18 protein-coding genes are annotated in these 26,946 nt (G+C 42.6%); 7 read left to right on the forward strand and 11 right to left on the reverse strand.

The window, feature by feature from the left end; genetic code table 11:
* Positions 1 to 54: 54 nt before the first annotated feature.
* On the reverse strand, positions 55 to 1,008 hold the full coding sequence (locus tag RB604_RS20335; RefSeq protein ID WP_007482445.1) for a homocysteine S-methyltransferase family protein: 954 nt from the start codon (positions 1,006 to 1,008) through the stop codon (positions 55 to 57).
* An 87-nt stretch (positions 1,009 to 1,095) separates the two neighbouring features.
* Positions 1,096 to 2,145 (reverse strand): N-acetylmuramoyl-L-alanine amidase family protein, encoded by a 1,050-nt coding sequence (locus RB604_RS20340; protein WP_005933189.1) that lies wholly within the window; start codon positions 2,143 to 2,145, stop codon positions 1,096 to 1,098.
* A gap of 393 nt (positions 2,146 to 2,538) precedes the next feature.
* Here RB604_RS20340 and RB604_RS20345 point away from each other — a divergent pair, with 393 nt between their 5' ends.
* Complete coding sequence (locus tag RB604_RS20345; RefSeq protein WP_005933191.1) at positions 2,539 to 3,819, forward strand: O-acetylhomoserine aminocarboxypropyltransferase/cysteine synthase family protein; 1,281 nt, start codon at positions 2,539 to 2,541, stop codon at positions 3,817 to 3,819.
* A gap of 107 nt (positions 3,820 to 3,926) precedes the next feature.
* Here RB604_RS20345 and RB604_RS20350 read toward each other — a convergent pair whose 3' ends face one another.
* The 4 genes from RB604_RS20350 to RB604_RS20365 are packed head-to-tail and all read right to left on the reverse strand — an operon-like array spanning position 3,927 to position 11,769.
* Positions 3,927 to 8,813 (reverse strand): C25 family cysteine peptidase, encoded by a 4,887-nt coding sequence (locus RB604_RS20350; RefSeq protein ID WP_007482444.1) that lies wholly within the window; start codon positions 8,811 to 8,813, stop codon positions 3,927 to 3,929.
* Between the two features lie 8 nt (positions 8,814 to 8,821).
* On the reverse strand, positions 8,822 to 9,913 hold the full coding sequence (locus RB604_RS20355; protein WP_007482443.1) for a leucine-rich repeat protein: 1,092 nt from the start codon (positions 9,911 to 9,913) through the stop codon (positions 8,822 to 8,824).
* A 24-nt stretch (positions 9,914 to 9,937) separates the two neighbouring features.
* Complete coding sequence (locus tag RB604_RS20360) at positions 9,938 to 10,471, reverse strand: leucine-rich repeat protein (RefSeq protein ID WP_005933199.1); 534 nt, start codon at positions 10,469 to 10,471, stop codon at positions 9,938 to 9,940.
* Between the two features lie 59 nt (positions 10,472 to 10,530).
* Entirely contained in the window at positions 10,531 to 11,769 is a 1,239-nt protein-coding gene (locus RB604_RS20365) for a T9SS type A sorting domain-containing protein (RefSeq protein WP_055294879.1), read from the reverse strand.
* Between the two features lie 791 nt (positions 11,770 to 12,560).
* Here RB604_RS20365 and RB604_RS20370 point away from each other — a divergent pair.
* Together RB604_RS20370 and RB604_RS20375 are read left to right on the forward strand one after the other, a co-directional pair.
* A complete protein-coding gene (locus tag RB604_RS20370; protein WP_055294877.1) occupies positions 12,561 to 13,217 on the forward strand; it encodes an HAD family hydrolase in 657 nt (218 codons plus the stop codon).
* A gap of 82 nt (positions 13,218 to 13,299) precedes the next feature.
* Positions 13,300 to 14,640, forward strand: coding sequence for an MATE family efflux transporter (locus RB604_RS20375; protein ID WP_227096914.1), 1,341 nt, complete (start codon positions 13,300 to 13,302; stop codon positions 14,638 to 14,640).
* 169 nt (positions 14,641 to 14,809) lie between these two features.
* On the opposite strand, the gene RB604_RS20380 is transcribed toward RB604_RS20375, so the two are convergent.
* The 5 genes from RB604_RS20380 to RB604_RS20400 form a co-directional block, all read right to left on the reverse strand.
* Complete coding sequence (locus tag RB604_RS20380) at positions 14,810 to 15,418, reverse strand: TetR/AcrR family transcriptional regulator (RefSeq protein ID WP_005933210.1); 609 nt, start codon at positions 15,416 to 15,418, stop codon at positions 14,810 to 14,812.
* A gap of 21 nt (positions 15,419 to 15,439) precedes the next feature.
* Positions 15,440 to 16,816 carry a TolC family protein gene (locus RB604_RS20385; protein ID WP_044094161.1) on the reverse strand — a complete coding sequence of 459 codons (1,377 nt, stop codon included), beginning with the start codon at positions 16,814 to 16,816 and terminating at the stop codon, positions 15,440 to 15,442.
* 30 nt (positions 16,817 to 16,846) lie between these two features.
* Positions 16,847 to 20,044, reverse strand: a complete 3,198-nt coding sequence (locus RB604_RS20390) for an efflux RND transporter permease subunit (protein ID WP_005933217.1) — start codon at positions 20,042 to 20,044, stop codon at positions 16,847 to 16,849.
* A gap of 138 nt (positions 20,045 to 20,182) precedes the next feature.
* Positions 20,183 to 21,301 carry an efflux RND transporter periplasmic adaptor subunit gene (locus RB604_RS20395; RefSeq protein WP_005933221.1) on the reverse strand — a complete coding sequence of 373 codons (1,119 nt, stop codon included), beginning with the start codon at positions 21,299 to 21,301 and terminating at the stop codon, positions 20,183 to 20,185.
* 19 nt (positions 21,302 to 21,320) lie between these two features.
* Positions 21,321 to 22,523: a multidrug effflux MFS transporter gene (locus tag RB604_RS20400; protein WP_227096913.1), complete on the reverse strand. Its 1,203-nt coding sequence runs from the start codon at positions 22,521 to 22,523 to the stop codon at positions 21,321 to 21,323.
* A gap of 148 nt (positions 22,524 to 22,671) precedes the next feature.
* On the opposite strand from RB604_RS20400, the gene RB604_RS20405 reads away from it, so the two are divergent.
* The 4 genes from RB604_RS20405 (at position 22,672) to RB604_RS20420 (ending at position 26,907) form a co-directional block, all read left to right on the forward strand.
* The gene (locus RB604_RS20405; protein WP_055294871.1) at positions 22,672 to 23,520 is read left to right on the forward strand and encodes an AraC family transcriptional regulator; all 849 of its coding nucleotides are present in this window, start codon (positions 22,672 to 22,674) and stop codon (positions 23,518 to 23,520) included.
* A 274-nt stretch (positions 23,521 to 23,794) separates the two neighbouring features.
* A complete protein-coding gene (locus RB604_RS20410; protein WP_005933227.1) occupies positions 23,795 to 24,280 on the forward strand; it encodes a PepSY-like domain-containing protein in 486 nt (161 codons plus the stop codon).
* 165 nt (positions 24,281 to 24,445) lie between these two features.
* Entirely contained in the window at positions 24,446 to 26,734 is a 2,289-nt protein-coding gene (locus RB604_RS20415; RefSeq protein WP_005933229.1) for an NADP-dependent malic enzyme, read from the forward strand.
* Positions 26,731 to 26,907 (forward strand): hypothetical protein, encoded by a 177-nt coding sequence (locus RB604_RS20420; RefSeq protein WP_005933230.1) that lies wholly within the window; start codon positions 26,731 to 26,733, stop codon positions 26,905 to 26,907. Before RB604_RS20415 ends, RB604_RS20420 begins: the two co-directional genes overlap by 4 nt.
* The last annotated feature ends 39 nt before the right edge of the window (positions 26,908 to 26,946 follow it).

The raw sequence follows: 26,946 nt of genomic DNA on the forward strand, positions 1-26,946 counted from the left end.
ACAGATTATTCTTTAATTTTTCATTCTTTAATTATTCATTTCTTCATTCTTTCATTAGCATATCGGCACACTATTCAAAGTCAGCATCTCTGCAAAATTCCGAAGATGCTGCTCATTCGTACCACAACATCCGCCACATATCTTCAACGGGAAATCCCATAACAGGGTCATCAATCTGTCAGACAGTTCATCGGGAGAAGAAGAAAGTAAATCGGTACGGCCATTCAATTCTTCGGGACTCAACGCGGAAGCATTGGCCTGGATACCCCGAAAGCGTTCGCGAACTAAAAAAGTATCATTCCTCGGATGTGATAATGCCTGATGCAAAACATCGGGATGTACACAGTTTGCCATATAGCACAAAGGACGGGTGGTCGTCTCTTTATCTACGGTATCGATGGCATCATGAATAAAAGTGCCATCCATCAGCCGTCCGTCGCGCCGAACCATAAAGCTGATAATATAAGGCAAACCGGTTGCCGCCATTGCATTGGCCATGCCGATCGTTTCGGTAAGCTGGGGCATAATACCTGCAAACAGAAAATCGACTCCCGCTTCAGCCATTGCACGAACCGTAGGATAATGAAACTGCATCGCCTCTTCTACGGAAAAATGATAGCGACCATCATAAGCATCACCGCGACAACCTGCCAGACCACCGATATAAACAGGTGAAAGGGCCGATGCGCGCAGTTGCAAAAGAAAACGGACATTATCGGGAATGACACTCCGATTCCGATAAGCAGAAACAGCAATATTTTCGACATTTGCCCTGTGGGTGGGTGTCATCAGCATCAGAGGCAAATCGTGACTGGCGGCAATATCGATGTATTGCTTGTAAAGACCTGCCAGCGTATCACGATGAGCATCGTCATAAATCAAAGCGGCATGAACAAGATGTTCGTCCAAAGGGATATGAAATTCATGGCGTAAACGCTCTACAATAGCTCCTTCGGTAAGGATGTAAGGGAAAGTCCGATACGCATCGACAAAAGAGAGTTGATTCATGTAAGGTGAGTTTTTAGGTTCTTACTTTGCATTTCCGGACAAATATAGAACTTATTCTCACAGTACGGTTATCCGTTCTTGTTATATTCACATCCCTTTATAATCTTTCAGAAAACCCTCCATCAACCAATTCGCAAGTGCCTGTCGGTTAGAAGGTATCACCAGTCTTTTTTGATCGAGTGAATTTTGAATATTTCCCAGTTCCACAAACACAGATACAGGGATAGCACGTGTCAATACATACAGATTCCGTCCGCTCACCGTACCCGTAAAACCACGATTGGGCTGGTGCTTGCCATACTTTGACTCAAAAGTGTCTTTCATCCTGTTTGCCAGTTTCTTACTTTCCGCCCTGCGGTTGGAATGATAAAAAAACACATCGGTCTGCTTGCCCTTGCTGCGACTATCGACATGGATAAAAATGGCACGGCAATATTTATACTTTTTCCGGTCATTACGATACAGAGCATTGATCTTATCACAACGTTGCTGAAGACGCTGTACCTGATTCAAGGGAATGGGAGCACCCATACAGGTTTCACGCTTACTGTTCGACAGATAGGCATCATCACGAATACCATCCTTTGCATCCTGAATGATGATATGTACTTCCGCCCCTTCCTGCATCAGGTTACGTGCCAATCTCAAAGCAATATCATAGGCATATTCATCTTCATGCAGTTCGTGCTTTCCCACTCTTCCGATAGCTCCAGGATCGGGGCCGCCATGCCCACTGACTACATAAAAGCACGCCCCTGCCAGCCGGTTGGAAGTCACCTTCACATTTGCCAGAAGTTTTCCAAAAAGCGGCTCATTTCTTTCCGTCTTCCGGGGCGGTTGTTTTTTTCCTGTATTTTCTTTCTTGGCAGCGCTTCCGGCAGTCGTTACAGAAGCCGGAACCTTTTTTTTCACAGGAGGAATCAAATAAGTCACTCCCAACTTTAATGTCTGCCCCTTTCCTAATTTAGCCTCATTCAATTTGATAAAATCGTCATAATACTTCTTCGGTGCACGATTGTGCCGCAACAGGAAAGTAGAAATACCTTCACCGGGTTTCGGAGTCGCCTTCTGCTGCCCCCACAAAGCAGATACAGAAAACAAAAAGCAGAAAAACAGAAGAATACAATATTTATTCATAATAAAATAATGTGCCAATTAAATAATGTGCCAATATGCTAATATGCCAATATGCTAATATGCCAATGTGCCAATTAAATAATGTGCCAATGTGCTAATGTACCAATTGAAAGAATGAAATAATAGACAATGAATCAATGTACTAATAGGCAAATGCACAAATTAAAGAATATACCAATGCACCAATCAGCTGCGCCAAATGATCCATATATTCCGTTTCATTGCTATATTATTCAATTGTCCCCATTCTTAATTGGCACATTGGCATATTAGCACATTGGTACATTATTATATATTTCACTCGCAAAGATAATGTTTTAAACCAATTATTTTCTCTACTTTTGCATCGATATAACTTTTTAAAGAAATAAAACTGTAACTACAATAACAATTATGGCAAAACAATTCAAGCCCGAAACCCTGTGTGTACAAGCAGGATGGACTCCTAAAAAGGGTGAGCCCCGTGTGCTGCCCATTTATCAGAGTACTACTTTCAAATATGAAACCAGCGAGCAGATGGCCCGTCTTTTCGACCTTGAAGACAGTGGATATTTCTATACCCGTTTGCAAAACCCCACCAACGATGCAGTGGCTGCCAAGATAGCCGCTCTTGAAGGAGGTGTAGGAGCAATGTTGACATCCAGTGGCCAGGCAGCCAATTTCTATGCCATATTCAATATCTGTCAGGCAGGCGATCACTTCGTGTGTTCTTCAGCCATCTATGGCGGCACATTCAACCTCTTCGGTGTAACGCTGAAAAAGCTCGGTATCGATGTTACCTTTATCAGTCCTGATGCCAGCGAAGAAGAGATTTCGGCTGCTTTCCGCCCGAACACGAAAGCCCTGTTCGGCGAAACCATCTCGAATCCCTCTCTTGAAGTGCTCGACATTGAAAAGTTTGCCCGCATAGCTCACAATCACGGTGTACCTCTGATCGTAGACAATACTTTCCCTACTCCGATCAACTGCCGTCCTTTTGAATGGGGAGCAGACATCGTGGTACATTCCACCACCAAATACATGGACGGACATGCCACGAGTGTAGGCGGCTGTATTGTTGATAGCGGCAATTTCGATTGGAATGCCCATGCCGATAAATTCCCCGGATTGTGTACTCCGGACGAATCTTATCATGGACTGACCTATACCAAGGCATTCGGTAAAATGGCCTATATCACCAAAGCAACTGCCCAACTGATGCGTGACCTCGGCAGTATACAAAGCCCGCAAAATGCTTTCCTGCTCAATTTAGGATTGGAGACACTTCACCTTCGCATGCCTCAACATTGCCGTAATGCACAGAAAGTGGCCGAATACCTGTCGAATGACGACCGGGTGGCATGGGTAAACTATTGCGGCCTTCCGGGTAATAAATATTATGAACTGGCTCAGAAATACCTTCCGAACGGTTCCTGCGGTGTCATCTCCTTCGGTCTGAAAGGCGGACGCGACGTATCTATTAAATTCATGGATTCGCTGAAATTAGCTGCCATCGTTACGCATGTAGCCGATGCACGCACCTGCGTGCTGCATCCTGCCAGCCATACTCACCGGCAATTGACAGACGAGCAACTGATGGAAGCCGGAGTTCGCCCCGACCTCATCCGTTTCAGTGTAGGCATCGAGAATGCCGAAGATATCATTGCCGATATAGAGCAAGCGCTGAACGCATAAGTATTTCACGGAAAGAGACAGGACAAGTAAAAATTAAGAGATGAACCGATAGTGTTTGTGGTTCATCTCTTAATTATATTTATCCTACTGCTGATTCTGTTCTTTTATCAAGGTATGTCAATTGCTCCAAAAGAGAAATCAAGTATAGCCCCTTTTTCCATGTCAAAGTCGGAGCCTGCTCGTAACTTGATTAAACCATTGTTCTTGACGATGACCGTGCCGCCTTTTTGCACGACAAGCCTTGCATTCAAAATACTTCCACCATCTACTTCAAGCACAGCACCGGAACGGACGATCACAGAAAAAGTTTTATTCAGCACCATCGTTTTACCGGCAGGAATAAGTAATCGCCCCGACTGCAACACTACATTTCCGCAGGGTGATTCCCCGTCCCATACTTCATTGGAATTTATCAGTGTCGGCTGGCAAACAGTCGGGAAATATTCATTCGTATTCTGTGGATTTCCACGCTTAACACCCCACTCTATGGCCGTAGGAACACCATCGGTTTTCCAGACATACAATTCATGTTCATTACCGGCTATTAACTCGCTTTTACCATCATTATCAATATCTGCCACGCAAGGAGTATCTAAAAATTTCTCATCCGATATTATCGGAAATCCGATTATATCACTACCGTCATTATGTAAAGCATAAATATAATTGTTGCAGCAGAATACAATATCAGGTACAGCATCTCCATCCACATCGGCCAAAATTGGAGTATTCATATTAGACGCATAATTTTCTTGTGGAAATAAGCCTTTAATCGATTTGCTAAAAATAAGCTTCCCTGTATGTGTCCATGCTTTTACCGTTTCATGCCCCAATATAACCACCTCCAAATGCCCGTCATTGTTTATATCACCCACTGATAAAGTATGATCTAAAGTAGATCCAACAGCATTGACTGTATACGGAATTGTCTGACTTCCATCCCACCCTGCAACTGTTTTATCCCCATCCAAACTAATAGCAAATACCTTACTTTCTGCCATTTGCCGTTGAGAAAACAATATCTCCTTTTTACCATCTTCATTTAAATCGCACACCACCGGAGCAGAAGCTAATCTGGGAATTCCTGCTCCCCAAAACGGATTCGTCGTAAAAGGAGTTCCATCCTGCCGCCAAATATAAATTCCTAAAGAATCATACGAAGCTATTATTTCCATCTGACCGTCACCATCAAGATCGGCTACTGTTAAAGCTGAACGATTATGGTCTTTTCCATTCGTAACATGAACGTTAGGATTCAAACGTCTCACTTCATTTCCGTCATGATCCAGAATAAAGATATCAGAAGTTTGATGCGATTTTACAATAACCTCCATTGTACCATCGGCACTACCATCCAAATTGGCAATGACCGGACTTTGAAACATTGAATAAGGAATTCGCTTTTCCCACAACAAATCAGGTTTATGGTCCCCATCCCTATCAAACGGAGAATAACAATAGACTGCTCTTTTTTCCTGATATTTTTTATCATCTTCCCAAGTAGATGCTACTATATTTTGTTCCCCATTTCCGGACAAATCTCCAAAAGCCACTTGCCCTGTCAACATTGTTGGTGTTTTCACAAAGCCACTTACCGTGGTCACATTTCCATCGATATCATATAACTCTTCGCCCGAAGGACGAAATCCCATTATGTAACTTGTATGAGTATCATACCGATCTTCATAGATCCAGAATATCTCTTGTTTGCCGTCATTATCCACATCTGCAATATTTGGACAAGATACAGATGAATAAACACCGGTAGCTAATCTTTTGGGGAATGGACTAACAACCGGATAAGAAGTCCATGTCCGGTAAGCCGCACTCCATTCACTTTCATTTCCGTTTGTTGAAATTGCTGCAACCTTATAATAATACAATGTTCGTTCGGCAAGGCTATCATCTAAATAATATGCAGCCTTCAATGGAAATCTATTCAATCTCCGATAAATGCCATTTTCTCCATTGTCACTACGGTATATATTATATCCGGCCACCTCCTTGACAGGTGTCCAATACACATTGATAGAAGAAGCATAAGGCTGAAAATCAAGAGTCGATGTTTTAATCACAGAGGGTCTTGACAATGGATTTACTGGAAAGTTCCAAGTCCTTCCATACTCATTACTTACTTGTAATGTGAAACTCAATATCCCCGCATAACTGCTTGATGTCTGGAACTGAAAAGCAATTGTATTTGTTTTAGTCTCAGAAAAGGCAATAGAAGGATACACGATTGGCGTAGATGAACATGACACCTGCAAATTATTCGAAATAAGTACAGCTTTCAGTCCTGTAGCTTCGGCCTGTCCTACATTCATTAAATCAATATTCATCTTCACAGTTTCACCCGCTTCTACTGTAGTGTTTCCATTACTCGTCCAAGTAATTTTTTGATTCCCTATTTCTATTTTAGGAGCATAAATATTATCTATCTTAAGCGGTTGAATTTTAGTTTCACCATTTACTGATATTTGTAGATTCAAGTTTATTCCACTGGAGTTATTTCTCAAATGTTCACCACTATCTTTATTTATTTTGAAAACGAACGGAGTGACAGATCTCACAGCAGTATTACCGGCAATATTCCCAAATGTAGCATTAGCATTCACGATCTCTATATCATCGGATGTACTTATTAAAGATGCTGTTACTCCATTTAATGCGCTGTTTCCGGTATTTCTCAATTTTACAGTCAATTCAATCGTTTCCCCAGCATCCAATTGTCCGTCACCATTTCCTATACTTACACCAGTTCCTTTATCATTGTAAATTAGATCTTCAACAGCAATAGTAGACTCACTACCATTTTGCGATACTTGAGCATCTCTTTCCACAGGTCTGAAATTATGGGCAGTGACTGTTATATTCACAACTCCCAATGTCTGTACAGATACATTAATAGTATGACTTCCATTAGCCAATTGATCAACAATATACAGTTCATCCTTTTTTTGAATGCAAATTCTGGCAGTTTCATTTTGTGGTAAACCATTTATGTTTACCATTATCATATTCTCACCCGTTGTTAAGGAAGCAGGCATTAATGTAACATTCATCGTTTTTGGAACATCACTCCATACCTGCATTTCAGGATCACCTAAAAGATGCAAAGCACAATTAGCTAATTTAAGATTTTTATATTTAATATTTTCAAGTGCCTTCTGATGAAGAATGGACAAATCATATCTATTGGTCGCATTAGCAGACGTTTTATAAAGTTCAGACAAAAATTGGCCTAAATGAACATGTTCATTTGCCCAGCCTGTATCGGCATTACCAATAAATGCAACAGCTCCACCTTGAGGATTATTTATAAAATGTTCCGCTATGCAATCTTTTGTTATGTCTGCCGGCGAACAGCCACCCGACATAACTATTTGATAATAATATCCATTATTCAAATTATCCACATCCCAATTGGATATTGATTCATTCTTATCCTTAGAAGAAGTTCCCATTCCTTCCGGCGAAGAATGGTCCATGTGATAAACAAGGTGAAAATGGTTTAAACCCGAATTTCCACCATTTTGTAAAGCGCTTACAAAATGGACCTTATTCAATTCTTCTCCTTTACCGGACTGATCTTCATATACACTATGTTTATTACTACAAGTAGCAATATTACTTTTACAGTTATAATGATCATAAATCAACCAACGATTCAGATTTGTCTCAGAATAAAAACTTGCAATTTCACTTCTTTTTTCATTAGATAAATAACCGGTATTTTCGTTTTTAGAAATAAAGGCGTCAGCTGCTACCGAATTATTTATATATGAATAATCAATATTTAAATCTGCTTTTTCATAATGAATTACTTTATTGACAAATATCTCTGCCTCTTCTAATGTTTCCACCGGGGCTCTTCCTAATTTAAATGATACTCCCCAATCTTTACTATCTTCAAAATCTATTTTATCAGCTTCATAATATATATTATTCCCATTCTTATTCCAGTTTCCATTATCTACACAAGTATAATAAAAATCAACTGCAACCCAATCTTTATTATCTGAATCTCTTGATTTCTTTACACGAGCGGGTATAACATTTGTATCTCCTCCAAGTAATACGAACATAGAACCATAGTTACGTTTAACATCAACCAAATAGTTACGAATTTTTTCTTGAATATCACTTCCTGTATATGTGGTAGAAATTTCCTCTACTGTTTCTATAATAGCAGGTATCCCTTTTTTAGTTTTCCAATCAGCCAATATCCGGAATTTCTCTTTCAACGTTTCATTCGTTATAATCAGATACTCCGGCAGATAATTATCCACATCTGAATTAGCATTTTTTTCTGCTGCGCTTACCATTGCGCCCAAACGCCCTTTTCTGAAAGATGCTTTTATGTTCGGAGTAATCTCTGACAACATCTCCTTATTATCAATAATTGATCGAATATAGTCCTCATCTAATTGACTTAAGTATTCCGATTGCTTTTCTATTATTGAAGTAGAAGCTAACTTTTTAGCCATCGAAAAAGTTAAAGAATAAGCAATATCACAAGTATACAGTTCCCTCTGTTTAGGAATATACTCAATTGGATAAAATCTCACCGTTACAAGATGGTAACCAAAATCCATCCTATCTGATACAATTTCGGCATACTTTCCTGGAAAAGGATTCGATGAGTTATAAATATCACTATTGGGCTCTACCCATGATAAGATACTTTCTCCAATAGGAATTGGCGGTTGGACCGGATATAATAAAATATCCTTTTTTTGTAGCTTTCTATTTACATACTTTATCTGTATTGCTGGCTGAGTATTCACAGGTATAAGAAATGTTTTCACACAATATGGAATCTGAGGCATTCCCGGTTCATCAACATATCCGGTTTCAGATGATATTTCTACATATTCACCATTTACCTGATAAGTAAAATCTATCTCAGGCCTCCATTGTATCGTACCTTCCACTTGTGCACTCAAATTCATGACAACTACAATAGCTATCAAACAAACTAATATCTTTTTCATAAATCAATTTATTTATGGAATTTTATCTTTTCCCTCGTTCCATCTTCATAAACCACCTCTAAGAGTAATAATCCATGTGACAGATTATCTATTTTTAAATTACACGAATTATCATTTATGATTTCTTCTAATAATAAAATACCATTTAATGCATATAATCTTACTTCTGATATTTTCCGCATACCCGTTATATTCAAGTTGTCACCATCTAAAAAAACTCTCAAGCCAGATAATGAAATGTCATTAACTGAAGCCGGATTGAGTTTGTGATTTATATCCCTAAACTTCATCCAGCCCGGTGCATAGCAATAAGCATCGAAACTCTCTTTAGGAACATACAATCTTGTCCAGTATGTATTCGCAAATGGATAGCCAATCAGCACAGGAGGTACAATTGCGTTACAAACAACTACATCCATGTCCCGATATTCCAAATCCCAATCAAAATCATTATCACGATTGGTTTCTTGATTATTTCTACCGACAGGCACACGTGGTTCTACCCAAAAAGCACCTTCCTCTACTGTTTTTAGAGTTGACGGCAAAGTTACACTATACAAAAAAACTCTATCAAACGCTAATCTATTTATTACTTCAGTACCTTCCGGAATTACATATTCTGTGAAATATGTAGGATTTTCAGATTCTTCTTGTGATTTTTCTCTTCTTGGAGGATAACGTAACAGCTTCTTTTGATCCATAGAAAAAAGAACATTGTTTACCACTACACAATCAGCACCATCTGACACATAAAATTCCCGTATTGGAGATTCGTAAAAAATATCCCTACCCACAATCGAGGGAAAATTACTCCAAGTCACAGCCTTTAAAACAAAACATTTAAAAAAAGCATTGTTTCTTATCTCCTTTAAAGAAAAAGGTAAAATAATATGTGACAACAATTCTACTTGATCAAAAGCCTCTGTTTCAATTATCTGTGTCCCTTCCGGAACCACATACTCTTCATCCACTTTATCTTTCGGATATTTTATCAACGTCTTCCCATCCGCAGAAAAAGTGACCCCATCAACAACCATATTCTGGGAATATAACAAGGTACCCCAAAATGTAAACAATAAAAGACATGTAATTTTTTTCATAACATTCTATTACTAATTAAATATTCAATTTGATAACTTTTCCATCGCCATCTTCATATATCCATAACGGAAGTAACAATCTTGAAAAGCATATCTATCAATTATTTCAATATCTTCTAAATAACCACGTATATCTATAGGAACTATATGTACAGTTTTTCCATCTTTAGAATAAACAAAACCATCGTCCGATACTCGACAATAAGGATTGCTCTCAGTAACTTCAAAACGCCTATCATTGGGCCAAACACGATTTCCAATAATGGGGAATTTCCCTGTAAGAATGAAATCAGATGGACCATTATAAAACGCAGAATCGTTTATATGAGTTAATGTAGTTGGCAATGTCACTTTCCCTATTTGAGCTCCTACAAATGCTTTTCTATCTATGATTTCCGTACCTTCAGGTATTATATATTCTTTATAGAACTTGTCTGTAGGATACTTTATCAGAGTCTTTCCATCTATTGAGAAGATAACACCATCAGTCACTACATTTTGTGAATACGATAAAATGCCCCAAAATGTAAACAATAATAAACATATAATCTTATTCATAATATTCTATCATTCATGAATTACAATTTTACAATTACAATGGCATAGTTTTTATCCTATTAATTTGTTAAGATCATTCTTTTCACATCAATCACTTTGCTATCAACAATCAGAGAATACAGGTACATTCCGGCTTCCAAATGACTCCCCTCCAATACAATAGATCCCATACCTTTTTGAGTTAAAACAAATTGCTCGATTTGTTTGCCATTCATATCATAAATTAGCAAGTTAGCATTTTGTGCATCTTGCGGAATGACATATTTAATTACAGTATTATCACTAAATGGATTGGGAGTATTCTGAAACAATTCGGATTCTAATTTATCCATAAGACCGTCCTCGACTTCTCCATCTTCCTCATCTACACTTCTTGAGAGAGGAGATTGGCTTTTCGATTTCAGCCGGTTTATCTCTACCGTCAGCTCCTGAATGGATTGTACCAAGAGAGGAATCATCTCTATATAGTTTATACTTAAATCTCCCTGTTCGTTTTCATAAACGAGATTAGGATATTCATTCTTCAATTCTTGGGCAATAAATCCATAATGAACCCGTGAATAAATCTGAGCTTCATCCGCCGAGAGCTGCACAGCCGGAGCTACCGTATCAGTGGCAATAAAAGTAGCTGGGACTGCCGTTTTGAAAGGAGACTGCATATTGTATTGAACCGTATTCAACCGGCTCAACTTCGTCATTGTGCCTTCTTCCGATTCCGATTGGGCGGATAGAGTTGAAAGATTGGTCGAAGTTGTTGCAGGAGTCAACAAAACACTATAAATACTACCAGTCACATACACATTTCCCCGGAAATAACCTGCATAACGACCGTTTATCGGCACACCATAATCACTATGAACAGAAGTACCATAGATGCCTGCACCATTGTTAGTTCCATAAAGCATTCCTAAAACACCATAGTTGTAACCTGATGTATAATTGCCTGCTGTACCGAACAAACCAAATCCCCTTCCACTACTTAAAGCGGAGTGAGAATATGCAGAGCCCAAAGTTCCCACATTAAATGTATGGGGTGACAACGCAATACCGGTATTGCAGCCTCTTGCCCAACCCGTTAATCTTTCCGTAGGATTGTGTATTGCCGTCAGAGCCATCGAGTTGGTCGATTCGATAATAATATCGCTATCGGCTTCTCCCTTACTATTCACACTTAATATGGATAAAGGAGCAGCAGTATCAGTTCCGATAGCTACCTTACCATCCGAACCCACTTTTACCTGTGCAAACACCAAAGAACACACCATTATCAGGCATGCGGAAATAATACATCGTTTCATAATAATTAAATTTAAATTGTTAAACATATTCATAAGTGTTCACTAGAAGTGGACGGTTAAAATTCAAACAAGCCTGCGGTTCATTATAACCGCTTCATGTCAAATACCGTAATCCCATTTCGGGATAAAACAAAAAAGGAAGAGTTTTTAAGGGAAGAGCTCGAAACCATAGCTTTCATACGCGCAGCAACAAAGACCCGCTACAGAGGTTGTTAAAGCGCTCCATGTAGATTAATGTCAGATGCATGTGGATAAACTTCATCAAGTTGATGATTTTCCAAATATCTGCATGTCAAAGGACTATTTTAGGCTATGTAAGTCCGTTTGGGCGTTTATTAAAAGTCAACTAAACAAATAGTCGGACTTTATTATATTCACTCCGAAGCATTTTCATTACAGGCTCAGAGAAGAGAACTTGTATCCCTACGTGAGCATGGTTGCCTATTTTTTAAATTTATCATAAAAATAATAAAATAAAACACAACACAACTACAATAATGTAATCATTTAACATATATTGTTCTGGAAAATCAATTATAAAATAAAAAGATGAATTTTAACGTTTTTATCGGGTAAACTACATGTTATTTTCAACTATTATGTATTTGAAAAATAATAAATTCTTCCTGCCAATAAGAACCGTTATAAGCATACAACATATACGACAAAAAATTCCAATAATTGAAAACAAAAATTATTGAAACCTCATTTCTTGATTTATATCATTGCCCGTCTACCTTTCTTTTTCCACCTTTGCATACATAAATCCAAATCCATCTAACCATTCTGTTATGAAATACTCTGGTGTGATATTCGACTTTAACGGTACATTGTTCTGGGATACTCCCTTACACAATAAAGCTTGGAACATGTTTCTGGAAAAACGGGGCATGCATTTGTCCGATCATGAGTTCTTCGCCACCTTTCACGGAAAGAATAACAGGGATATTTTCAACAGTCTTTTCCAACGCGAACATTCGGCAGAAGAGATACGTGCGCTCGTTGATGAAAAAGAGACTTTATACCGGCAATTATGCCTGGAAACCGAAATGATGCTGGCACCGGGTGCTCCTGACTTCCTCGATTTTCTTCAAGAAAGAAAGGTTCCGTTCACCATTGCCACCGCTTCCGACAAAGAGAATGTGGACTTCTACTTCGAGCATTTGGGAATAGGCAAATGGTTCGATTACGACAGGATAGTGTACAACAACGGACAGATAAAAGGAAAACCCGATCCACAAATTTACCGGATTGCCATGTCGGTGATTGGAAAACAACCGGACGAAGTAATTGTTTTTGAAGATGCTGTTGCCGGACTTCAGGCGGCCAAGAATGCGGATGCAGGATGCATTATTGCCGTCAACTCAAATAATGACGATTATTCCGACTGGGCAGATTATCTAATTATTCGTAATTTTGATGAAGCAGACCGTAATCTGATCGTCTAATGCCACCCGTATATCCGCAGGGATGCGTATCTTTGTACGAATTTACAAAGCGATAAAGACACGGAAGTGCCGCCTTACAGCGATGAAGAAAGATAATTTTACACAGATGACTACCGCTCCCATTCCGGGATTAATCGGTAAACTGGCCGTACCGACAATTATCAGTATGCTGGTCACCTCCTTTTATAATATAGCAGACACTTATTTCGTCGGGAAGATCAACACACAGTCGACAGCAGCAGTAGGCATCGTGTTTTCCGTCATGTCTATCATTCAGGCTGTGGGATTTTTCTTCGGACACGGATCAGGAAACTACATCTCACGAAAGTTGGGAGCACAAGAAACGGATAATGCGGAAAAAATGGCGGCTACAGGATTTTTCTTTGCTTTGTTCATGGGAGTAGTCATTGCCGTTGTCGGCTTGTTGCTGTTAACGCCACTCTCCGTCGCATTGGGGTCTACCCCTACCATCCTGCCTTACACAGAAAAATATTTAGGCATTATCCTGATCGGCGCACCTTTCATGACGGCTTCGCTGGTGCTGAACAATCAGATGCGTTTTCAAGGAAATGCCGCCTATGCCATGGTGGGTATCGTCACCGGTGCGGTAGTGAACATCGTGTTGGATCCGTTACTGATTTTCACTTTCGGAATGGGGATATCGGGAGCGGCATTAGCTACCATCATCAGCCAGATGTGCAGTTTCTCACTACTACTGTATATGGCACGCCGGGGAAATAATATCATCATCCGATACAAGCATTTCACCCCTACCTGGAGATTTTTCAAAGAGATTATCGACGGAGGAACCCCTTCCCTCTTTCGTCAGGGACTGGCATCGGGATCTACTATCTTACTGAATGTGGCGGCCGGTAATTTCGGAGATGCCGCCATTGCCGGGATGTCTATCGTCACACGGGTCTGTATGTTCATCAACTCTTTCCTTATCGGATTCGGACAAGGATTCCAGCCCGTGTGCGGATTCAATTACGGAGCAGGACTGAACAGTCGCGTACGGGAAGGATTCTGGTTTTGTGTAAAAGTAGGATTTATTTTTCTGCTGACCGTCACAATCACAGGAATTGCCTTTGCACCGGATGTGATAGAACTTTTCCGTAAAGGAGATGCAGAGGTTGTCTCCATAGGATCGGCAGCATTGAAATGGCAATTTATTACCTTGCCTCTCGGTTCATGGATCATTATGAGTAACATGATGCTGCAGACTATCCGCAAACCGGTACGTGCCACACTACTCTCTTCGGCACGCCAAGGACTGTTCTTCATTCCGCTTATCTTCCTGTTGCCCCGCTTCTTCGGACTGCAAGGAGTGGAAATGTGCCAGGCAATGGCAGACTTACTTTCTTTCCTGTTGGCCATACCGTTGACATGCAGTGTACTGAAAGAGCTGAAAACGGACAAATAATGTGCCAATGCGGCAATATGCCAATGTGCCAATTGGCTGCGCTGTCTTATTAATGTGCCGATTGGCTGCGCGTTTTATTCATTATTGATTTCAGGAAATAAAATCTATAAAAAAAAGACGCAGCATCTTTGCATCAAGTTGCTGCATCTTTTTTAAAATATTGAAGAGATCAGGCATGTACTGCAAGATCATGTTCTTCCATATATTCATCAATCAAAGGAATAGCATTCGTCCGGAATATACCACGCAACAACGCTTGACAAAACAACCATTGTGTAGTATAACGTGCACCACGCAAACTATTCTCATAAAGAAGGACAAGCAAATCATTCGCAAAGCGATCGGGATCGACATCGGGAAGCAGATATCCACAGGCCTTACAACGATTTAATACATCTGCAAATTGCTGCAACCAGAAATATTCTTCTCGCTTCGAGAACGATTGGTAATCCGTCTCCTGTGCCAAATCGGTCAGTAGCACCCTTCCCATAGAATACATCAGATCGACATACCCGCCAACAATATCGAACAACGTTTTCACACACGACCGGTCATTATCTGCCCGGGCCAACAGAGTCCGTTTTTTTTCCCCAGCAATGTCTGCCAGACAAATCTGTACAAGACAGACCTTGCTGGGAAAGAGTTGGTAAAGTGTTCGTTTCGACATCCCTAACCCTTGAGCAATGATATCCATTGTCAAACGGCTGATACCTTGACGAATCATCTCTCGCTTCGTATGATCAACAACAAGCCGACGGGTTGTTTCGGCTTTCATCATAATACCTCCTCTCTGCCTGTTTTACATTCGCCCGCCACCAAGTGCTTGATATAGGGTGATAACTCCTTGAATTTCGGTAAACCGGTTGGCTACCTGAGAGAGTTGCGCATTGAGTAATGTCTGCTGGGCAGTCAAGACCTCCAGATAGGTAGTGTTGCCGTGCTGCATCAGCAAGCGGGTACTGCGGGCGGCATTTTCCAATGAAGCTACCTGCTTGTCGAAGTAAATGGATTTGCTGCGTGCAGTTTGTACCTGCGTCAAAGCATCATTCACTTCGCTTCCGGCAGCAAGCAATGTTTGCTGGAAAGCTAAACTCGCTTCTTCCTGCTGTGCTTTCGCTATCTTCAGTTGGGCGATATTAGCTCCCTTGTTAAACAAGGGTTGCGTCAACGATCCGAATACCGAAGCCAGCAGTTTGCCCGGATTCACAATCATCGAACCGGCACTGTTGGTCCAGCCTGCACTACCACCCAATGTAATGGAAGGATAGAAAGCCGAACGGGCGGCATTCGTAGAATAAAAGGCCTGTGCCAGTGAAAGTTCGGCACTCCGCACATCGGGCCGGTTGGATAACATCTGCAAAGGAATTCCCGTAGCAAAAGTCTCCGGTAACTGCTGTCCGGCAAGTTTACCACGCTGAATATCATGGGGAACCTCGGCCAGAATCAATGACAAGCTATTTTGCGTCTGGTTGATTTGCTCTTTCAAATCGAGCACGGTAGTACATATATTGTAATAGGTAGCCTCGGTTTGTGCCAGTCCGGCTTCTGTCACCATGCCGGCAGCTTTCATGGCACGGGTGGCAGCCACACTCTCCTTCCAGGCTTTTTCGGTAGCTGTTGCAATTTCATATTGGGCATCGAGCATCAACAACGTGTAATACGCGTTTGCCACCGATGCCACCAATTGTGTCTGTACCGCCTGTTCATATTCCCGGCTTTGCAGAAGCGCAGCTTTCGCACCCCGTTTGGCATTGGTCAGACGTCCGAAGAGATCGATCTCCCATGAAGCAGTAGCAGGCAACGAATAAGTCTTGGTAGCCTTTGCGCCGTCAAAACTACTGATAGAACCTTCCGGCGCCAAAAACAGAGACGGCAGATAAGAGAGTTTGGAAGTCATCAAGGCCGCTTCCGCTTCTTTCACCCGCAATTGGGCTGTCTGCAAATCGGTATTACGAACCAACGCCGAATCAATCAATGTCTGCAAAAAAGGATCGGAAAAAACTTCCCGCCACGCCAGATTGCCAAAGTTGGCAGTATCGGCTGTCTGGGCAGCACTCTCATCAGTGCTGCCATACAGTCCGTCCGGTACTTCCGAAACAGGTTTATATTTGGAATAGATGCCGCAACTGCTCAATGTAAAAGCAACGGCTACAAACAATAAAATTTGTTTTCTCATATTTCGTATCTTCATAATTAGCTCTATTTATTATTCTTTTCCGGCTTCCCTTTTCTCCCGGTCACTTTCCTGCTTTTCTTCTGCAATCTGCCAATCCTGAGACGGTTCGGCCTGCACGGGATGCAGCTTTTCCTGAAGCCATTGGAAAGCAATGAAGAGCGAAGGTACAATGAAAAGCAATGCCAACGTACCGACAAACATACCGCCTACGACACCGGTTCCCAATGAACGGTTACCGTTGGCTCCTACTCCACTGGCTACCACCAGAGGGAAAAGACCGAATATCATTGTCAACACTGTCATCAAAATAGGACGGAAACGGGCTTTGGCTGCACTCACGGCAGAAGCGATCAGCCCCATACCGGCCTTACGACGTTCGGCTGCATACTCTGTCAGCAAGATAGCGGTTTTGGCAAGCAAACCGATCAACATGATAAGCCCTGTCTGCAAATAGATATTGTTCTCCAGTCCGAATATACGGGCAAAAAGGAAACTACCCATCAGACCGCACGGCACACTGAGCAACACGGCAAACGGAATGATGAAACTCTCATAAAGGGCACTCAGAATGAGATAAATCATCAGGAAGCAAATGGCAAAGATGATAATTGTAGTACCGCTCTGCTGATTTTCCTCACGGGTAATACCTCCATAGTCATAGCCATATCCCTTAGGCAAGGCTGTTACGGCCGTCTCCTGTACGGCACGCATGGCATCACCCGTACTGTATCCCTCGGCCGGCATGGCATTCACTGCAATAGAATTGTACATATTGAAACGGCTCAACGTTTCGGCGCCATACACACGGGTTAAAGTCACAAACTGACTGAGCGGTGCCATCTCTCCATTGGACATGCGTACAAAAGTATTGTCCAACGATGCCTCATCCAGACGATATTTAGGATCGGATTGTATCATCACTTTATAAACCTTCGAGAAACGATTGAAGTTGGATACATATTGTCCGCCGTAATATCCTGATAAAGTACTGAGTACCTGATCGGCAGTGATGCCTGCACGTTTACACTTGGAAGGATCTACCTCTACCATCCACTGCGGATAGCGCACATCAAATGTGGAGTAAGCCATAGCAATCTCCGGACGCTGGTTCAAAGCACCTAAATATTGCTGTGTAGTCTGGAAGAAAGTAGTCACATCACCTCCCTGTTTATCTTGCACATGCATTTCCAAGGCATTACCCATACCGTATCCCGGAATCATACCCGGAGAAATGGCAAATACGGTAGCATCCTTAATATCCATCGTACTTCCATAGACTTGCTCGATAACCGCTTGTACGTTATCCTCCTTCCCCGGACGTTCGTCCCAAGGTTTCAGTTTCAAGATCAACATACCGAACGAACTACCCTGCCCGGACAATAATCCGTAGCCGGCCACCTTCTGTACATGTTTCACCTGCGGAATTGCTTCCAAACGCTTTTCGATGCGTGTAATCACATCATCGGTTGTTTTCAACGAACTACCGGCAGCCGTACTTACATTGACAAAAACAACCCCTTGGTCTTCATCGGGCACAAGACTGGTTTTAGTCGTATTCATCAGGAATGCCAGCAGAATAATGGAACAAACCAGCAATGACCATGTCAGCCATCTGCGTTTGATAAAGAACAATACAATATTCTTATATTTCTCTACCACCACGTTAAAAGCAGCATTGAACGCCTTACGGAAACGGGCGGCAAAGTTATTCTTCTGTGTTCCGTCTTCATTAATATAAGGTTTGAGCAATAATGCACAAAGTGCCGGGCTCAATGTCAGGGCGTTCACAGCCGAGATACCTACGGCCACCGCCATTGTCAATCCGAACTGGGTATAGAAAGTTCCGGAAGTACCACTCATAAACGATACCGGAATAAATACCGCCATAAACACCAGTGAAGAGGTGATAACTGCATTGCTAATTCCCTTCATGGCATCGATACTGGCCATATAAGAAGATTTGTAGCCTACATCGAACCGCGCCTGCACGGCCTCGACGACGACAATGGCGTCATCCACCACCGTACCGATCACCAAAACAAGAGCAAACAAGGTTATCAGGTTGATACTGAAACCGGCCAATGCCATGAAAGCAAACGTACCGATAAGCGATACAACGATTCCTACCAACGGAATAAGTGTAGAACGGATATCCTGCAAGAACACATATACCACCAGAATAACCAAAATAATGGCCTCGATCAGTGTCTTAACCACTTCATGAATAGATGCATAAAGGAAGTCATTGGATGACATCAGCTGCGTCAGCTCTACCCCTTTCGGCAAATCCTTCCGTGCCTCTTCCAAAAATTTATCAATATTGTTGTTCACCTCCGTCGCATTGGAGCCGGCCGTCTGGAAAACCATACAGGACACACCATTGTGTCCGTCCGTGGTACCCTTGTAGGCATAACTTTCCTGTCCCAGTTCCACTTCGGCAATATCTTTCAGTTTCAGTACTTCACCATTGTCTGTAGAACGGATTACGATTTCACCGAATTCCTCCGGAGTAACCCTACGCCCTTTGAACTTCATGGTATACTGATAAGTCTCATCCGAATTCTCACCGAACGAACCGGTAGCCGATTCGATGTTCTGCTCGGCCAACACGGCAGTGACATCCGAAGGAATCAGTTTATACTGTGCCATCACATCCGGTTTCATCCAGATACGCAAACTATAGTCACCACCCATAATCATCATATCACCCACACCACTGATACGGAGAATCTCCGGTTTCAGGTTAATACTGATATAGTTGGCAAGAAATGCCTCATCGTAAGAGTCGTCCGGGCTATGCAGAGAGAACATCTGAAGAATACTCGTCTGACGCTTGCTGGTGGTAACACCCACCTGAGTCACTTCTGCCGGAAGCTGCCCGGTGGCCTTAGAAACACGGTTCTGCACATTCACCGCTGCCATGTCGGGATCAGTACCCTGTTTAAAATAGACCGTAATGGTAACCGATCCCGCATTCGTAGCAGAAGAGGTCATATAAGTCATGTCTTCCACACCGTTGATGGCCTCTTCCAACGGAGCAATCACACTTTTCTGCAAAGTCTCTGCACTGGCGCCGAAATAGCTGGTGGAGACCATAATAGTTGGCGGCGCAATATCCGGATATTGTTCTACGGGCAAGGAGAACAATCCGATGATGCCGACAACGACAATCGTTATGGAGATGACGGCGGATAGTACCGGCCGCTCAATAAAAGTTCTTAAATTCATATAATCGTTCTATCTAAATTATTATTTAGCACATTATCCAATTACCACATTATCCCATTGCCATCACATCGATTCATTATTAATTCTTTCACTCTTAATTCATTAATTGGCACATTGGCATATTGGCAAATCAGCGCATTATTTATTATTATTCTTTGCCTTGATCGGTGTCCCTTCACGGAGCAATCCCACTCCTTCGGTCACAATGACTTCACCGGCTGTAAGCCCCTCATCAACAATAAATTCTTTACCACCGTTCACACGGGTTACCTGCACAGGAGTTGACTGTGCTTTGCCGTCTACCACTTTATAGACATAAACTTTGTCCTGTATTTCGAATGTCGCTGCCTGCGGAATGACCACCGCACCGTTTTTCTGAACAGGGATAACCACATTACCTGCACCACCGCTATGCAATAATCCCTCCTTATTGGGGAATACGGCACGCAGACTCACAGTTCCTGTCGAACGGTCTATCACACCACTGATCGTTTCGATTTTCCCCTTTTGCGAATAAGCCGAATTGTCATTCAACATCAGATCGATTTCGGGCATCTGCTTCAACGCTTCCTCTTTGGAACCGTAACGCCGGATAAGATTGAGCAATTGATTTTCCGTCATAGAGAAATACACGTACATGTCGGAATTATCCGAAACGGTAGTCAAAGGTTCCGGAAGGCTGGCACTTACCAAAGCCCCTACCCGGTAAGGCAACGTGCCCACTACCCCGTTCGACGGGCTTTTCACAACTGTATATGACAAATTGTTACGGGCACTTACCTCCTGTGCTTTCATCTGCGCCAATTGGGCTTTAGCTGTCAGCAATGAATTATGCGCCGTACTAAGATCGAATTCCGAAACCACATTCTGGCGGAAAAGTTCCTGTTTGCTGTCATAAGTCAACTGTGCCGTAGCAAGTGAGGCCTCAGCAGCCTTCACATTGGCTTGGGCTGTCTGCAAAGCAGCTTCGTAAGCCACTTGGTCAATGATAAAAAGAGTCTGCCCCTGACGTACGTGTTCTCCTTCGGTGACACACACCTTCGTAAGAAAACCGGATACCTGCGGATAGATCTCAATGTCTTGCCGTCCACGAATGGTGGCAGAATAAACACTTGTCAGCGTTCTGTCCGCCGGAGCGATGGTCATTACTTCGTATTCTGCCTCTACCTGAGCGGGAGGTGCCTGCTGGCAACTTGCCACTACCAAACAGCAAACGGCCAATGCCGTTTGCAACAATCTGTTTACCTGATTCTTCATGTTCTAACTATTAAAAAAACTATTTATATGATGTGTTCTGAAAAAAAGTATGAGAAGTCGCCATTAATAAAAGCCCTACCAATCCGCACGTTGCACAACTGGCTATGACAATTACCCAACTTGTAGCAACCGAAACCTCGCCCAGTCCCACTAACGGAGCTACCAAACCGGCGAAAGTAAATTGAAAGAATCCCAACATCGCCGAAGCATTCCCCGAATTCTTTCTTTCCAATGCCAATGCCAGCGAGGTAGAGGTGGGCAGCACCATGCCCACACAAAAAAGCAATACCAAAAATCCTATTTCTATCGCAACCACGGACCAACCGCCCATCAGGCAAACGGCCAATACAAGCGAAGCTATCAGCAGACAACAGGCTCCTATACCCAATGCCCGTTCTTCGCTTCCAAATCTCGGAACTATCAAATTTCCCGTCATAATCGCCAATCCGTTGAAAGCAAAACAAACGCTGTACATCACCGGGGTTAACCCGTATTCTGTCTGAAAAATAAACGGGGATGAGGAAATATATGCAAACAATACTCCCATTGCAAACGACTGTATCAGCATGTAGCACACAAAATGCTTATTACCCAACACCGAACGAAAATTTGCAAAAGTGGCCAGTACACTCCCTGTTTGCCTGCGTTCTTCGGGCAACGACTCGCGAAAACGGAAAGCAGCCGCCAAGATCGCCACACCAATTAAAAGAAGTACTGCAAAAATACCCCTCCAGTCTGTTATCCCTAACAATAATCCACCGGCAATAGGAGCTACAATCGGTGCCAACCCCTGCACAGCACTCAGCATGGCAAAAAAACGAGTGAATTCTTTTCCTTCATATAGATCGACAGCTATCGAACGGGAAATCACTACTCCTCCGGCAGCAGCAATACCCTGCAAAAGACGGAAACAGATAAATGTAATCACGTCCCGGCATAATAAGCAAATAAGCGTGGATACTACAAACACCGTCAAAGATAAAATCAACGGACAACGACGCCCGTACTTATCACTCAACGGACCGATAACCAGCTGCCCGGCAGCCAAACCGATCACGCCAAAAGTCAAACTGAGTTGTATCAGGGAAGTAGTCGTACCGAAATATTCCATCAATTCCGGAAAAGCCGGCAGATACAAATCGGTCATAAACGGGCCGAATGCCGACAGCAATGCTGCAAATACAAGGACAAACCTTCTTGAATTATATTTCCTATTCTCCATTTTTCTACTTTTTTTGATCGTGGCAAAGGTAACGGCTTTCTTCGGATGAAAACTTTTCATACTGTTTACAGTTTTGTTCATTTTTGGAACAAATTAGCGTAAATTCCCTAAAAAACTCTACTTTTGCAGGTGAAATAAAGAACTACTTATGGAATATAGAAACCCTCTCATCCTTTCAAGGGAACGCCCGTTCGTAGCCGGCACAAGCAATCTGGCAGTTTTTCACCGTCGGCTGTATAAACTCGACTGTATGATTATTATTTTCTGCCACAGTGGTTGGGGACAGGTACTTATCGATCTTGAACGACATGAAATAATACGAAATACCCAAATGATTCTTCTCCCCGGCACAGTCATCAGTCTTGCCGGACAAAGTAACGATTTTCGTGTTTCTTATTTCGCAGCCCACAGTGATATGTTTCGTGAAGCTTGTCTGCGTCTCGAACCCTCTTTTTTTCATTTTCTGAAAGAGAAACCTTGCTTCACACTGCCCGATGAATTTACAGCTAATATCAACCGGTTACTGGAAGCCACTATCTCCCTTTATGCCGATAAAGACCATAACTTCCGCTATCAGATAGCCCGCAATCACCTGCAAAGCTTTCTGCTCGATGTGTATGACAAAGTTCATCGTTTCTTTACCCGCGACGATATGGAAGGTCACAACCGCCAGGACGAACTTTTCAAAAAGTTCATCGCACTCATTCATGAAAACTGTCTCACGGAGCGTGAGGTATCTTTTTATGCCGATCGCCTCTGTATCTCCACCAAGTACCTCACCGGAATCTGCCGCAGTATTACCAATGGTGCCTCGGCCAAGCAGATCATCGATCAACATGTGATCCTTGAAATAAAAGTCTTACTGCAATCCACCGAATTAAGTATGCAGGAAATAGCCGATCGTCTGGGTTTTCCCGACCAATCCTATTTAGGACGTTATTTCAAACGGTATGAAGGAATGTCACCGGGAGATTACCGGAAAACAGCAGGTACATAACGACAAACCGGCCTGTTAATGAAGTCAGTATCGGAGAATCCAACAATCCGAAATAATGCATTGATAATCAATGCATATAAAAATATACCTTTTTTACAGAGTAAAGGTATAGACTTTTATATGGCAAAAATATAGACTTCTATATAGCCAAAATATAGACTTTACCATTCCTCTACATTATAATGTTGCATAAACCGGCGGTAACATAGAAAACAAATTCTCACGGTTGGCTGTTCTAATCGGCAAAAGTCACTTAACCCAAACTGTTTTAACTATGATAAAATTAAAATTCGGTATATTGCTGGCCATGCTGGCAGTTACCACCACCGCCTTTGCCGGATATTCACCGGCCAATGTACAGGCCGCACTCAAAAAGATGTATCCCGATGCCAAGGACATAGCCTGGTCGCAGGATGACGGTTATTACTGTGCCGACTTCATGATGAACGGCCTTGAGAAAAATGTCTGGTTCAACACACAGGCGCAATGGGTGATGATACAGACTGAACTGATAAGTACGGACCGCCTTACCCCTCCTGTATATAATGCCTTTGCAGCCAGTAACTATGCTGCCTGGGAAGTTCTGGATGTAACTTACGTAGAGTTTCCGAAATGGGAGCCGATCATCGTCATCAAAGTGGGACAGCCGAACGTAGACATTAAATATCAGCTTTTTTATGCCCCTAACGGAGAAATACTGCGTACCCGGAATGTAAGCGACATGTACGACATCCTCGGACCGAAAACATTCATACAGTAACTTTGTTATAAATATGCAATAAAGGCACGAAAAGAAGAAGTATCGTTTCTCTTTTTGTGCCTTTATGTTATTAGTTTAATAGAATTTATGACAGATAGACTACAGTTTCTAACTTTTATTCCTACATTTGCAGACAAATGATAACTTTTATTAAAACGCACTATCATGGCAAAAATAACGAAAGAAGCCGCTTTGCTCTATCACTCACAGGGCAAACCCGGTAAAATTGAAGTAGTTCCAACCAAACCCTACAGTACACAAACCGACTTATCGCTTGCTTACTCGCCCGGTGTGGCCGAACCATGTCTTGAAATTGAAAAGAACCCGCAGGATGCTTATAAATATACAGCCAAAGGCAATCTGGTAGCTGTTATCTCCAATGGAACAGCCGTCCTTGGTTTGGGAGATATAGGTGCACTGAGCGGCAAACCGGTAATGGAAGGAAAAGGCCTTCTGTTTAAAATCTATGCCGGTATCGATGTATTCGACATCGAAGTCGATGAAAAAGACCCGGATAAATTTATCGAGGCTGTCAAAGCCATTGCACCGACTTTCGGAGGTATCAACCTCGAAGATATCAAAGCTCCGGAATGTTTCGAAATAGAACGCCGCCTGAAAGAGGAACTCGACATTCCCGTAATGCACGATGACCAACACGGAACGGCCATCATCTCGAGTGCCGGACTGGTAAATGCCTTGCAAGTGGCCGGTAAAAAAATTGAAGATGTAAAAATCGTAGTAAACGGTGCCGGCGCCTCTGCCGTATCGTGTACCAAACTATACGTATCACTCGGCGCACGCCTTGAAAACATTGTCATGCTGGACAGTAAAGGCGTAATCAGCAAAGCGCGTACCGATCTGAACGAACAAAAGCGTTATTTCGCCACCGACCGTACGGATATCCATACCTTAGCAGAAGCCATCAAGGGAGCAGACGTTTTCTTAGGCCTGTCTAAAGGCAACGTGCTGTCGCAAGACATGGTACGCAGTATGGCTCCTTCTCCTATCGTATTCGCCCTGGCCAATCCGACACCGGAAATCTCTTATGAAGATGCCATGTCCGCCCGTCCGGACGTGCTGATGGCAACCGGACGTTCCGATTATCCGAATCAGATTAACAACGTAATCGGTTTCCCGTATATCTTCCGTGGTGCTCTGGATACGCAGGCAAAAGCGATCAACGAAGAGATGAAAATAGCTGCCGTACACGCAATTGCCAATCTGGCCAAGCAGCCTGTACCCGATGTGGTAAATGAAGCTTATCATGTAAACAATTTCACGTTCGGCCCGGAATACTTCATACCGAAACCGGTAGATCCACGTCTGATAACGGAAGTTTCCATCGCCGTAGCCCGTGCTGCTATGGAAAGCGGCGTAGCCCGTAAGAATATCGAAGACTGGGATGGATACAAAACACATCTCCGCGAACTCATGGGACAAGAATCCCAGCTTACCCGCCAACTCTATGACACGGCACGCCGCCACCCGCAACGTGTCGTATTTGCCGAAGGCGGTCACCCGAACATGCTGAAAGCTGCCGTAGAAGCAAAAGCGGAGGGTATCTGCCATCCTATTATATTAGGTAACGAAGAACGTATCGAGAAACTGGCAAAAGAACTCGACCTGAGTCTGGAAGGTATCGAAATCGTCAATCTGCGCCATGACCGCGAAGCAGAACGCCGCGAACGTTACGCACAGATCCTTTCACAGAAACGTGCCCGCGAAGGAGCCACCTACGATGAAGCCAATGACAAAATGTTCGAACGTAACTACTTCGGTATGATGATGGTGGAAACCGGAGATGCCGACGCATTCATCACCGGATTGTATACCAAATACAGCAATACCATCAAAGTAGCCAAAGAGGTGATCGGCATCCGCCCGGAATACAATCATTTCGGGACCATGCACATCCTGAATTCCAAAAAAGGAACTTACTTCCTGGCAGATACTTTGATCAACCGGCATCCGGATGCTTCCACTTTAATAGATATAGCCAAATTAGCAGACCAGACTGTCCGGTTCTTCAACCATACACCGGCGATTGCCATGTTGAGTTACTCCAATTTCGGTTCCGATCAGGCAGGTAGCCCGCTTAAAGTACATGAAGCAGTAGCATACATGCAGAAAGAATACCCGGAATTGGCCATTGACGGTGAAATGCAGGTGAACTTTGCCATGAACCGTACACTTCGTGACTCTAAATATCCGTTTACACGTCTCTACGGCAAAGATGTCAATACGTTGGTATTCCCGAACCTGAGTTCTGCCAATGCAGGATATCAGTTATTGCAGGCGATGGATCCGGATACGGAATTCATCGGCCCGATACAGATGGGACTGAACAAACCGATTCACTTTACCGACATCGAAAGCTCCGTGCGCGACATCGTAAACATTACGGCAGTAGCTGTTATCGACGCGATTGTAGACAAGAAAAAAGCAGGTAAATGAAACGTCCGCTATCCAGATCACAAATAGTTTGCATCATCCTGCTTTGGGTGGCGCTTTGCTATATAGTATTGGTATATGCCGAACGTATTGACGGCCCAACAATAGTAATGCTTATCATTTCGGCAGCATTAGTATTCATTCCCGTTTACAAATCACTTAAAAAGAATAAATAATATCTTTTTATTCTATTTTTGCGGGATAAAATATCATTT

It is taken from the genome of Bacteroides salyersiae, assembly GCF_031172035.1.
GTDB classification, from domain to species: Bacteria; Bacteroidota; Bacteroidia; order Bacteroidales; family Bacteroidaceae; genus Bacteroides; species Bacteroides salyersiae.

What these genes read in the sequence shown, in the direction of transcription:
- RB604_RS20405 (WP_055294871.1), top strand. Translation starts at nt 22,672, where the DNA reads ATGGAATATAGAAACCCTCTCATCCTTTCAAGGGAACGCCCGTTCGTA.
- RB604_RS20335 (WP_007482445.1), bottom strand. Translation starts at nt 1,008, where the DNA reads ATGAATCAACTCTCTTTTGTCGATGCGTATCGGACTTTCCCTTACATC.
- RB604_RS20395 (WP_005933221.1), bottom strand. Translation starts at nt 21,301, where the DNA reads ATGAAGAATCAGGTAAACAGATTGTTGCAAACGGCATTGGCCGTTTGC.
- RB604_RS20410 (WP_005933227.1), top strand. Translation starts at nt 23,795, where the DNA reads ATGATAAAATTAAAATTCGGTATATTGCTGGCCATGCTGGCAGTTACC.
- RB604_RS20360 (WP_005933199.1), bottom strand. Translation starts at nt 10,471, where the DNA reads ATGAATAAGATTATATGTTTATTATTGTTTACATTTTGGGGCATTTTA.
- RB604_RS20420 (WP_005933230.1), top strand. Translation starts at nt 26,731, where the DNA reads ATGAAACGTCCGCTATCCAGATCACAAATAGTTTGCATCATCCTGCTT.
- RB604_RS20350 (WP_007482444.1), bottom strand. Translation starts at nt 8,813, where the DNA reads ATGAAAAAGATATTAGTTTGTTTGATAGCTATTGTAGTTGTCATGAAT.
- RB604_RS20370 (WP_055294877.1), top strand. Translation starts at nt 12,561, where the DNA reads ATGAAATACTCTGGTGTGATATTCGACTTTAACGGTACATTGTTCTGG.
- RB604_RS20345 (WP_005933191.1), top strand. Translation starts at nt 2,539, where the DNA reads ATGGCAAAACAATTCAAGCCCGAAACCCTGTGTGTACAAGCAGGATGG.
- RB604_RS20365 (WP_055294879.1), bottom strand. Translation starts at nt 11,769, where the DNA reads ATGAAACGATGTATTATTTCCGCATGCCTGATAATGGTGTGTTCTTTG.
- RB604_RS20340 (WP_005933189.1), bottom strand. Translation starts at nt 2,145, where the DNA reads ATGAATAAATATTGTATTCTTCTGTTTTTCTGCTTTTTGTTTTCTGTA.
- RB604_RS20400 (WP_227096913.1), bottom strand. Translation starts at nt 22,523, where the DNA reads ATGGAGAATAGGAAATATAATTCAAGAAGGTTTGTCCTTGTATTTGCA.
- RB604_RS20380 (WP_005933210.1), bottom strand. Translation starts at nt 15,418, where the DNA reads ATGATGAAAGCCGAAACAACCCGTCGGCTTGTTGTTGATCATACGAAG.
- RB604_RS20385 (WP_044094161.1), bottom strand. Translation starts at nt 16,816, where the DNA reads ATGAGAAAACAAATTTTATTGTTTGTAGCCGTTGCTTTTACATTGAGC.
- RB604_RS20375 (WP_227096914.1), top strand. Translation starts at nt 13,300, where the DNA reads ATGAAGAAAGATAATTTTACACAGATGACTACCGCTCCCATTCCGGGA.
- RB604_RS20415 (WP_005933229.1), top strand. Translation starts at nt 24,446, where the DNA reads ATGGCAAAAATAACGAAAGAAGCCGCTTTGCTCTATCACTCACAGGGC.
- RB604_RS20390 (WP_005933217.1), bottom strand. Translation starts at nt 20,044, where the DNA reads ATGAATTTAAGAACTTTTATTGAGCGGCCGGTACTATCCGCCGTCATC.
- RB604_RS20355 (WP_007482443.1), bottom strand. Translation starts at nt 9,913, where the DNA reads ATGAAAAAAATTACATGTCTTTTATTGTTTACATTTTGGGGTACCTTG.